The organism is Pseudomonas sp., assembly GCF_041601375.1.
GTDB lineage: Bacteria > Pseudomonadota > Gammaproteobacteria > Pseudomonadales > Pseudomonadaceae > Aquipseudomonas.
Window position 1 is genome coordinate 17767 of record NZ_JBFIIG010000041.1, and the last position, 9581, is coordinate 27347.

Genomic DNA, 9581 nt, shown 5'->3' on the forward strand with positions numbered 1-9581 from the left:
CCGCCCAGCTGATTTTCTCAGGGGATTTGCCATGTTCAGCCGTGATTTGAATCTTGCTCGTTTTGACGCCGAACTGTTTACCGCGATGGAGCAAGAAGCCCAGCGCCAGGAAGAACATATCGAGCTGATCGCCTCGGAAAACTACACCAGCCCGGCGGTGATGGAAGCCCAGGGCAGCGTGCTGACCAACAAGTACGCCGAAGGCTATCCGGGCAAGCGCTACTACGGCGGCTGCGAATACGTCGATGTGGTCGAGCAACTGGCCATCGACCGCGCCAAGCAGCTGTTCGGCGCCGATTACGCCAACGTCCAGCCGCACTCCGGCAGCCAGGCCAACGCCGCCGTGTACATGGCCCTGCTCAACCCGGGCGACACCGTACTGGGCATGAGCCTGGCCCACGGCGGTCACCTGACCCACGGCGCCAGCGTCAGCTTCTCCGGCAAGATGTACAACGCCGTGCAGTACGGCATCACCGATGCCGGCCTGATCGACTACGACGAAGTCGAGCGCCTGGCCGTAGAGCACAAGCCGAAGATGATCATCGCCGGCTTCAGCGCCTACTCCCAGGTCCTGGATTTCCCGCGCTTCCGCGCCATCGCCGACAAGGTTGGCGCCTATCTCTTTGTCGATATGGCGCATGTCGCGGGCCTGGTCGCCGCCGGCGTATACCCCAACCCGGTGCCGTTCGCCGACGTGGTCACCACCACCACCCACAAGACCCTGCGCGGCCCGCGCGGCGGTCTGATCATCGCGCGCGCCAACGAAGCCCTGGAGAAGAAATTCAACTCCGCGGTGTTCCCGGGCGGCCAAGGCGGCCCGCTGGAGCATGTGATCGCAGCCAAGGCGGTGTGCTTCAAGGAAGCCCTGCAACCCGAGTTCAAAGCCTATCAGCAGCAAGTGGTGAAGAACGCCCAGGCCATGGCCAGCGTGTTTATCGACAACGGCTATGACGTGGTGTCCGGCGGCACCGAGAACCACCTGTTCCTGCTCAGCCTGATCAAGCAGGACATCACCGGTAAAGACGCCGACGCCGCCCTCGGTCGCGCCTTCATCACCGTGAACAAGAACAGCGTGCCCAACGATCCGCGCTCGCCCTTCGTCACCTCGGGCCTGCGCATCGGCACCCCGGCCGTGACCACCCGTGGCTTCAAGGAAGACGAGTGCCGTCAACTGGCCGGCTGGATGTGCGAAATCCTCGCCAACCTGGGCGACGAGTCGGTCGAAGCGCGCATCCGCGAGCAGGTCAAGGCGCTCTGCGCCAAGTTCCCGGTCTACGGCAACTAAGCTCAACCGCAGTACGAAAAAGCCCGCCCAATATAGGCGGGCTTTTTAGTGGCGCAGCAACCAGCGCCTGGCTGCTAGCAATTGATAATGCCCCCCGATCTCCCGGCCAGGCATCGGGCCTTTGCCCCGGGTGCGCCGCATAAAGCCAAGCCGGCCGCCCCAGCCTTGGCTATAGTGGACAAAAACGCGCAGGAGTTTTTGCATGAGCGACACGAGCAACGAACGTAGGCGCTTTCAGCGCATCGCTTTCGATGCCCCCACCGAGATCATTCAGGGGGAGCGGCGCTGGGCTGTCGGGCTGCATGACGTATCGCTCAAGGGCCTGCTGGTCAAACGTCCGCCGCAGTGGGATGGCGACCCCAATCAGTCCTTCGACGCCAGCATCCAGCTCGCCGAGGACGCCCGCATGCAGATGGAAGTGGTCCTGACCCGCAGCCATGGCGAGCTGCTCGGCTTCGTCTGCCGGCACATCGACCTCGACTCGATCAGCCACCTGCGGCGCCTGGTGGAGCTCAACCTCGGCGACGAAACCCTACTGGAACGCGAACTGGCTGCACTCGGCGAAGGCGACTGACTGCCCTTCCTGCAGAAGCCAGATTTCAGTCGAACAACGCATCCAGCGCCTGTTCCAGGCGGGTCACGGCGATCACCTGCAACCCCGCCGGCGCCTCTTTGGGGGCGTTGCCCTTGGGCACGATGGCGCGTTTGAAACCATGCTTGGCGGCTTCCTTCAGGCGCTCCTGACCGCTAGGCACCGGGCGCACCTCGCCGGACAGGCCCACCTCACCAAACACCAGCAAGTCATGGGCCAACGGCCTGTTGCGCAGGCTGGAGATCACCGCCGCCATCAGCGCCAGGTCGGACGCGGTTTCCAGCACCTTGACCCCGCCGACCACGTTGAGGAACACGTCCTGGTCATGGGTGGGGATGCCGCCATGGCGGTGCAGCACGGCCAGCAGCATGGCCAGGCGGTTCTGATCCAGGCCCAGGGTGACGCGGCGCGGGTTGGCCATATGGCTGCTGTCGACCAGCGCCTGCACCTCCACCAGCATTGGCCGGGTGCCTTCCCAGGTGGCCATCACCACGCTGCCCGGCACCTCTTCCTGGGCGCGGGTGAGGAAGATCGCCGAGGGGTTGGTGACCTCCTTGAGGCCCTTGTCGGTCATGCCGAACACGCCCAACTCGTTGATCGCGCCGAAGCGGTTCTTCACCGCTCGCAGCAGGCGCAGACGGCCATCGGACTCGCCCTCGAAATACAGCACGGTATCGACCATGTGCTCAAGCACCCGCGGACCGGCCAGCGCGCCATCCTTGGTCACGTGGCCGACCAGGAAGATCGCCGTACCGCTCTGCTTGGCGTAACGCACCAGCAGGGCCGCGCTCTCGCGCACCTGGGACACGCCGCCGGGAGCCGACTGCAATTGCTCGGTGAAGATGGTCTGGATCGAGTCGATCACCATGACCTTGGGTTTTTCCAGGCGCGCGGTGGCGATGATGCTCTCGATGCAGGTCTCGGTCATGACCTTGAGCTTGTCTTCCGGCAGGCCCAGGCGGCGGGCGCGCATGGCCACCTGCTGCTGGGATTCCTCGCCGGTGACATAGAGCGCGGGAAAGCGCGTGGCAATATTGCACAGGGTCTGCAGCAGGATGGTCGACTTGCCGATGCCCGGATCGCCGCCAATCAGCACCACCGAGCCGTCCACCAGACCGCCACCGAGGACCCGATCCAGTTCACCGGATGCGGTGGAAAAGCGTGGCATTTCCTCGACGCTGACTTCTGCCAGGGTTTTCAGCTGTGCCTGCTGCCCCGTCCAGCCGCTGCGTCCGCTCGGCGCAACCGCATGGGCTTCGATCATGGTTTCGGTCAGGGTGTTCCAGGTGCCGCATTCGCCGCATTGCCCGGCCCACTTGGGAAAGGTGGCGCCACACTCGGTGCAGCCGTACATGCGCTTGGCCTTGGCCATGGGGCGGACTCCCTCAAACGAAAGCCCGCATCATAGCCTTTACCAGCCGTCAATCGGGAGCCGGATCAGAGGCTGGGAAAATATCGAAGGCCTTAGCGAGACCGTCTCCAGGCGTTCACGTAGCGCAACGCCGCTGTGGGCGTTTGGCAGCAGGCGGGAGTTTCTCAGCCCTTGCAGCAACCGCAGCACTGAGCGGCAGGCGCGGCGAGACGCTTGGCCACCTGATCCTTGAGGTCAACGCGCTCGCGCTTCAAGAGGGTCAAGGCGTCGTCGGCCAATAGCTCGACGCCATCCTCGACGCGGCAAATGCGCTTATCCAGCGCCTCGTATTCGTCGGCCAGACGGGCGAAGCCCGGGTCGGCCTGACGCAAATCGTGCAACTCGGCAGGCTGCTCGGGGAAATCATGGACCAAGGGGTGATGGTCGATATGCATGCTGATACTCCAGGGAATGACTGCTCAGAGGTTGTGAAAATATCGAGCGCCGTAACGAGGCCGACTCCAGACGTTCGCAGCGCAACGCTGCAGCGAGAAGCAGTCGCAGTAGGCGAGCGTTTTTTCACAAGCTCTCAGCATATTCTCCTGCCCCGGCTCGCCCCTTGACCCGGATCAACCCGCCGCACCGTTGCGCAGCAGAGTTTCGATTTCGTCCTTGAGGGTAACCCGCTGCATTTTCAGGCCCTGTAGCTGCAACTCGTCCATCGCCTCCCGGCCATCCATCACTTCATAGATGCGCTTATCCAATTGTTCGTACTCCTCGGCCAAGCGGGCGAAATGGCCATCTGCCTTCAGCAAGGCGCGCATTTGTGTTTCAAACTGCGGAAACTCGCGGCTGAGTGGATGATATTGCAATGGCATGGCGACACCCTCCGAATGTATCTATCAGACTAGTTCAGCTCGCTGCTTCGCACCAAAAACCTGGACTATTAGCGAGAAAGCAGAATACAAGCCGCACTTTATTGCTTAACTTGGCGGCCATGACTCACACAGGAGAAGGCGCATGAGTACATCCTCAGGCTGTTCCGCCTGCCGGGACGGGGAACAGTTGGAATTCCCCATTACCATGGCTTTCCAGCCGATCCTCGACCTGGCCAGGCAAGAGATTTTCGCCCACGAGGCCCTGGTGCGCGGCGCGACGGGCGAATCGGCCGGCAGCCTGCTGGCCCGGGTCAATGCCGACAACCGCTACGCCTTCGACCAGAGTTGCCGGATCAAGGCGGTGGAATGGGCGGCAAAGCTGCGGGTACCGGCCAAGGTATCGATCAACTTCATGCCGAACGCCGTGTACCGCGCGGAGACCTGCATCCGCGCCACCCTGGAGGCGGCACGGCGCTATGACTTTCCGCTCGAGCGGATCATCTTCGAGGTTACCGAGCAGGAGCAGGTGCTGGATATCGACCATCTCACAGGCATCCTGCGGGCCTACCGCAAACAGGGTTTCATGACCGCCATCGACGACTTCGGGGCGGGCTATGCCGGCCTTAATCTGCTGGCCGACTTCCAGCCCGACCTGATCAAGCTGGACATGGCCCTGATCCGCGGCATCGACCAGGACAGTGTGCGACAGATCCTGGTCGAGGCAACCCTGCAGATGTGCCGCAAGCTGCAGATCCGCGTGATCGCCGAGGGCATTGAAACCACAAACGAGTTCGATGCGCTACGCGACATGGGCGTGGAGCTGTTTCAGGGTTATCTGTTCGCCAAGCCGGGCTTCGAGATGCTGCCCGAGATTCGCTTTCCCTACTGAGAGGCTGTGAAAAACGCCCGCCTACTGCACCCGCCTGGCAAGTGCCGCGCACTGCATTACACTCTGCAGATCATCTCAATCAGGGAGCGGCACATGAGCATCGTCAGCGAATTCAAGACCTTCGCCGTCAAGGGCAATGTGGTCGACATGGCCGTGGGCATCATCATCGGGGCAGCCTTCGGCAAGATCGTCTCGTCCTTCGTCGGCGACGTGATCATGCCGCCTATCGGCCTGCTGATCGGCGGCGTCGACTTCACCGACCTGGCGCTCATCCTCAAGGCCGCCGAGGGCGACCTGCCGGCGGTGATCCTCAGCTACGGCAAGTTTATCCAGACCCTGCTGGACTTCCTGATCCTTGCCTTCGCCATCTTCATGGGCGTCAAGGTGATCAACCGGCTCAAGCGCGAGGAAGCCGTAGCTCCGAGCCTGCCGCCGGCGCCGAGCCCGGAAGAAACCCTGCTGACGGAGATTCGCGACCTGCTCAAGGCCCAGCAGAGCAAGGAATAGAGTGGAACACCAACAGGCGGGTGTCATCCGCAATCCGCAGGCTGTCGCTCGCCGCCATTACCAGTAATTCTCCACCGCCACCTGGCCCGGTCGACGGGTCAGGCTCAGCTGCAAGTCGCGCTGCTTGAGCAGTTTTCGCGTGTCGTCGATCATCTGCGGATTGCCACAGAGCATCAGCCGCGAGTGCTCGGGGGTCAGGCTCAGGCCGGCGCCGCGCTCCAGCTCGCCGCTGGTCAGCAGCGTGGTGATGCGCCCGTGCCGACAGCCCGGCGCCTGTTCGCGGGTCACCAGCGGCAGATAGGTCAGTTTGCCGGCATACTCGGCCAGGTGCTCCAGGTCGTTGAGACCATGAATCAGTGGTTGATAGGCCAGGTCGCCGGCGGTGCGCGCGCTGTAGACCAGGACGATGCGCTCGAACCGCTGCCAGACCTCGAAGTCCTGGAGGATCGACAGAAATGGCGCCAGGCCGGTGCCGCTGGCCAGCAGCCAGAGATCGCGGCCATCGATGAAACGGTCCAGGGTGAGAAAGCCATAGGCCTGGCGGTCCACCAGCAGGCTGTCGCCGGCCTGGAGACGGCTCAGTTCGGAGGTGAACTCGCCGCCCGGCACGACGATGGAGAAGAATTCGAGAAACTCGTCATGCGGCGCCGACACCATCGAATAGGCACGCCAGACCACAGTGCCGTCGGCCTTCTGCACGCCGAGGCGGGCGAACTGTCCGGCGCGGAATCGAAACCCGGGATCCCGCGAACAACGCAGGCTGAACAGGCTCGGCGACCACACATGCACATCACTCAGGATCTGCCGGGTGAACTTGTCTTCGCTGGCGGTCATACTTGACTCCCTCTGCTGTGCCGAAGATCTGGCAGGCCGTTAAAAAACGTAGTGAGCGAAGGCTAGGCGGGGACGCCTAGGCAAGGCGAAGTTAACCGAGGAGGCGGAGTGTACGAGTTGTACATGAGCAGTCCGAGGCCAACTTCAACGCGGCCTAGCCGAGCGCAGTAGTTTTTCAACGGTCTGTCACAGTGTCGCGCAAAGCGCCCTTAACAAACACCAGCAGTCTATATGCCTATATTCGTTACGCCCTTTGCCCGACTCGACCTGATCCGCCAGCCCGAACAGCAGGCCGAACCCCTGCAGGCCTTCGATGCCGCCGACGAGTACCTGCTCAATCATCTGCATGCGCAGGGCTTGCCCGCGGCTGCACACGTGCTGGTGCTCAACGACAGCTTCGGCGCCCTGGCAGCCAGCCTGGCCGGCCATGCCCGGGTCACCAGCAGCGGCGACTCGCACCTGGGCTTGCTGGGTTTGCACGCCAACCTGGCGCGCAATCACTTGCCGGCAGACGCGGTCAGCTTCGTGCCGGCCAGCGCAACGGCCCAGGGTCCGTTCGACCGGGTGCTGATCCGCGTTCCCAAGACCCTGGCGCTGCTGGAAGAACAGCTGATCCGCCTGCATGGCCAGTTGGCCACCGACGCCCAGGTCATCGCCGCCGGCATGCTCAAGCACCTGCCGCGTGCCGCCGGCGATCTGTTGGAAAAGTACATCGGCCCGGTGCAGGCTTCGCTGGCGGTGAAGAAGGCGCGCCTGCTGCTGGCCACGCCCGAAGACAGACCAGCGCCGGTATCGCCCTACCCCACGCGCTACCGCCTGGACAAACCGGCCATCGAACTGCTCAACCATGCCAATGTGTTTTGCCGCGAAGACCTCGACATCGGCACCCGCGCCTTCCTGCCCCATCTGCCCAAACACCTCGGCCGCATGCGCGTGGCAGATCTCGGCTGCGGCAACGGCGTGCTCGGCATCGCCTATGCCCTGGGCAGCCCGCAAGCCGAGCTGGCACTGGTCGACGAATCCTATATGGCGGTGCAATCGGCCCGGGAGAACTGGCGCGCCGCGCTCGGCGAGCGCCCGGTGGAGATCCGCGCCGGCGACGGCCTGGCCGAACAACCGGCGGATTCGCTGGACCTGGTGCTGTGCAACCCGCCGTTCCACCAGCAGCAGGTGGTCGGCGACTTCCTCGCCTGGCGCATGTTCCAGCAGGCCCGCGCCGCCCTGGTCACCGGCGGCGAGCTATGGATAGTCGGCAACCGCCACCTGGGCTACCACGCCAAACTCAAACGCCTGTTCCGCGGTGTCGAGCAGGTCGCGGCCACGCCCAAGTTCGTGGTGCTCAAGGCGATCAAATAAGCGCAATTGGTGTAGCACCGTGGGTTAGCGGCACGGAACGCCTTATGCACGAACAACAGCGCTATTCGGGTGCCGCGTAACCCACCAGACACAAGCCCGAGTCGCCGCCATGGTGGGTTACGGCACAGCAAATACAGGCGCAACGCAGGACAATCCAGCTATGTGCCTAACCCACCCTACGCAAACCTCGTGCATCGGCAGCTAATCAGGGCGCGCCCATCCCCGCCGCCTGCATGAACAGGCGCAACAACCCGGCCACCAGCCCCAGGGCCAGCACGCTGGCGGACCAGATCAGCAGCAGCCAGCCGAGGCGCTGCCACAGCGGTTTTTTCTCTTCTGCATCGTTCATCTTGCGGCCTTCAGAACCTATTCGAGGTCTCGCGAGCTAGAGCCATGCAAGGCGCTACGTTAGTAACAGCCTCCGGCTGGTCAAAGCAGGCGAGACACGTAGCGTAGCGCAGTAACAGCCGTAGGCTGGCCCGCAGGGTGAGCGCAGCGAATCAAGCGGAGTTTACTGCTGTAAATGAGCATTCCGACTGGGCTCGCACCCGAGCCTGTTTTTAACGCAGCAGGGCCGACGCGCAGCAGACCGGGAACAGCTCCTCAGTGATAGCCGTCTTCCTCAGTCACCTTGCCGCGGAACACGTAGTAGCTCCAGGCGGTGTACCCCAGGATGAAGGGGATGATGAACAGCGCGCCGACCAGGATGAAGCCCTGGCTCTGCGGCGGTGCGGCGGCCTCCCAGATGCTGATCGACGGCGGGATGATGTGCGGCCACAGGCTGATGCCCAGGCCGCTGTAGCCGAGGAAGATCAGCGCCAGGGTCAGCAGGAACGGCGAATACTGGGCATTATTGGCCACCGCGCGCAGCAGTGCCCAGGTGCATAGCAGCACCAGCAGCGGCACCGGGATGAACCAGAACAGGTTGGGTAGGCTGAACCAGCGCGCGGCGATCTCGGCATGGGCCAGCGGCGTCCACAGGCTGACGATGCCGGTCACGCCGAGCAGGACGAACACCAGCGGCCGCGCCAGGTCGTGCATCTGCCGCTGCAGGCGACCCGCGGTCTTCATGATCAACCAGGTGCAGCCGAGCAGTGCGTAGGCGGCGATCAGCGCCAGCCCGCAGAACAGCGAAAACGGCGTCAGCCAATCGAAGGCGCCGCCGACATGGACCCGCTCCACCACCTCGAAGCCATCGATATAGGCGCCCAGGGCCACGCCCTGGAAGAAGGTCGCGGTCAGCGAGCCGCCGATAAAGGCCTTGTCCCACAGGTGGCGTTTATCCGCCTTGGCCTTGAAGCGGAACTCGAAGGCCACACCGCGGAAGATCAGCCCCAGCAGCATCAGGATCAACGGCAGGTAGAGCGCGCTCAAGACCACCGCATAGGCCAGCGGAAAGGCGCCGAACAGCGCCGCGCCGCCTAGCACCAGCCAGGTCTCGTTGCCGTCCCAGACCGGCGCCACGGTGTTCATCATCACATCGCGCTCGCCCTTGCTCTTGACGAAGGGGAAGAGGATGCCGATACCCAGATCGAAGCCGTCCATGACCACGTACATCATCACGCCGAAGCCGATGATCAGCGCCCAGATCAACGATAGATCGATGCCCATGCTCAACTCCTTCCACTCGGGGTGTCGTTGTCGTCCAGCTCATCATCCGCGGCGGACAATGGACGCGACGGCGTGCGCCTGCGCCCGGGCCCGCCTTCGGTGGCTTGCTTGCCCTCGTCGGTGACCGGCCCCTTGCGCACCAGGCGCATCATGTAGCCGAGCCCGGCACCGAACAGGGCGAAGTACACCACCACGAACAGCGCCAGGGTCAGGCTCATCTGCGCGAAGCTGTGCCCCGAGGATGCATCGGCGGTGCGCATCAGGCCCTGGATGATCCA

The 9581-nt window shown here is 63.5% G+C and carries 12 protein-coding genes; 5 read left to right on the forward strand and 7 right to left on the reverse strand.

The features are described from left to right. Positions 1-31 precede the first annotated feature (31 nt). Positions 32-1285 carry a serine hydroxymethyltransferase gene (glyA, locus tag ABZE94_RS08185; protein ID WP_372875039.1) on the forward strand — a complete coding sequence of 418 codons (1254 nt, stop codon included), beginning with the start codon at positions 32-34 and terminating at the stop codon, positions 1283-1285. 202 nt (positions 1286-1487) lie between these two features. After that, positions 1488-1859, forward strand: coding sequence for a PilZ domain-containing protein (locus ABZE94_RS08190; RefSeq protein ID WP_372875040.1), 372 nt, complete (start codon positions 1488-1490; stop codon positions 1857-1859). A gap of 25 nt (positions 1860-1884) precedes the next feature. Here the strand turns inward: ABZE94_RS08190 and radA are convergent, their stop codons facing one another. From radA to ABZE94_RS08205, 3 genes are all read right to left on the reverse strand, one after another. Beyond that, positions 1885-3249, reverse strand: coding sequence for a DNA repair protein RadA (radA, locus tag ABZE94_RS08195; RefSeq protein ID WP_372875041.1), 1365 nt, complete (start codon positions 3247-3249; stop codon positions 1885-1887). A gap of 164 nt (positions 3250-3413) precedes the next feature. Beyond that, a complete protein-coding gene (locus ABZE94_RS08200; protein ID WP_372875042.1) occupies positions 3414-3683 on the reverse strand; it encodes a YdcH family protein in 270 nt (89 codons plus the stop codon). A gap of 174 nt (positions 3684-3857) precedes the next feature. Further along, positions 3858-4106: a YdcH family protein gene (locus ABZE94_RS08205; protein ID WP_372875043.1), complete on the reverse strand. Its 249-nt coding sequence runs from the start codon at positions 4104-4106 to the stop codon at positions 3858-3860. Between the two features lie 142 nt (positions 4107-4248). On the opposite strand from ABZE94_RS08205, the gene ABZE94_RS08210 reads away from it, so the two are divergent. Continuing rightward, positions 4249-4995 (forward strand): EAL domain-containing protein, encoded by a 747-nt coding sequence (locus ABZE94_RS08210; RefSeq protein ID WP_372875044.1) that lies wholly within the window; start codon positions 4249-4251, stop codon positions 4993-4995. A 93-nt stretch (positions 4996-5088) separates the two neighbouring features. Continuing rightward, positions 5089-5502, forward strand: a complete 414-nt coding sequence (gene mscL / locus ABZE94_RS08215; RefSeq protein ID WP_372875045.1) for a large-conductance mechanosensitive channel protein MscL — start codon at positions 5089-5091, stop codon at positions 5500-5502. A gap of 57 nt (positions 5503-5559) precedes the next feature. On the opposite strand, the gene ABZE94_RS08220 is transcribed toward mscL, so the two are convergent. After that, entirely contained in the window at positions 5560-6336 is a 777-nt protein-coding gene (locus tag ABZE94_RS08220; RefSeq protein WP_372875046.1) for a ferredoxin--NADP reductase, read from the reverse strand. Between the two features lie 231 nt (positions 6337-6567). Between ABZE94_RS08220 and ABZE94_RS08225 the strand changes: the two genes are divergently transcribed. After that, positions 6568-7692 carry a methyltransferase gene (locus ABZE94_RS08225; RefSeq protein WP_372875047.1) on the forward strand — a complete coding sequence of 375 codons (1125 nt, stop codon included), beginning with the start codon at positions 6568-6570 and terminating at the stop codon, positions 7690-7692. 205 nt (positions 7693-7897) lie between these two features. On the opposite strand, the gene ABZE94_RS08230 is transcribed toward ABZE94_RS08225, so the two are convergent. The 3 genes from ABZE94_RS08230 to ABZE94_RS08240 form a co-directional block, all read right to left on the reverse strand. Further along, on the reverse strand, positions 7898-8041 hold the full coding sequence (locus tag ABZE94_RS08230) for a DUF2474 domain-containing protein (protein ID WP_372875048.1): 144 nt from the start codon (positions 8039-8041) through the stop codon (positions 7898-7900). A 254-nt stretch (positions 8042-8295) separates the two neighbouring features. Then, on the reverse strand, positions 8296-9303 hold the full coding sequence (gene cydB / locus ABZE94_RS08235; RefSeq protein ID WP_372875049.1) for a cytochrome d ubiquinol oxidase subunit II: 1008 nt from the start codon (positions 9301-9303) through the stop codon (positions 8296-8298). Positions 9304-9305: 2 nt separating this feature from the next. Further along, positions 9306-9581: cytochrome ubiquinol oxidase subunit I (locus ABZE94_RS08240; protein ID WP_372875050.1), on the reverse strand; the 276-nt coding region annotated here is incomplete at its 5' end.

Excerpts from the sequence above, each read along its gene's own strand:
- ABZE94_RS08190 (WP_372875040.1), top strand. The coding sequence starts at position 1,488 with ATGAGCGACACGAGCAACGAACGTAGGCGCTTTCAGCGCATCGCTTTC.
- ABZE94_RS08205 (WP_372875043.1), bottom strand. The coding sequence starts at position 4,106 with ATGCCATTGCAATATCATCCACTCAGCCGCGAGTTTCCGCAGTTTGAA.
- glyA (WP_372875039.1), top strand. The coding sequence starts at position 32 with ATGTTCAGCCGTGATTTGAATCTTGCTCGTTTTGACGCCGAACTGTTT.
- ABZE94_RS08230 (WP_372875048.1), bottom strand. The coding sequence starts at position 8,041 with ATGAACGATGCAGAAGAGAAAAAACCGCTGTGGCAGCGCCTCGGCTGG.
- cydB (WP_372875049.1), bottom strand. The coding sequence starts at position 9,303 with ATGGGCATCGATCTATCGTTGATCTGGGCGCTGATCATCGGCTTCGGC.
- ABZE94_RS08220 (WP_372875046.1), bottom strand. The coding sequence starts at position 6,336 with ATGACCGCCAGCGAAGACAAGTTCACCCGGCAGATCCTGAGTGATGTG.
- ABZE94_RS08225 (WP_372875047.1), top strand. The coding sequence starts at position 6,568 with ATGCCTATATTCGTTACGCCCTTTGCCCGACTCGACCTGATCCGCCAG.
- radA (WP_372875041.1), bottom strand. The coding sequence starts at position 3,249 with ATGGCCAAGGCCAAGCGCATGTACGGCTGCACCGAGTGTGGCGCCACC.
- ABZE94_RS08200 (WP_372875042.1), bottom strand. The coding sequence starts at position 3,683 with ATGCATATCGACCATCACCCCTTGGTCCATGATTTCCCCGAGCAGCCT.
- mscL (WP_372875045.1), top strand. The coding sequence starts at position 5,089 with ATGAGCATCGTCAGCGAATTCAAGACCTTCGCCGTCAAGGGCAATGTG.
- ABZE94_RS08210 (WP_372875044.1), top strand. The coding sequence starts at position 4,249 with ATGAGTACATCCTCAGGCTGTTCCGCCTGCCGGGACGGGGAACAGTTG.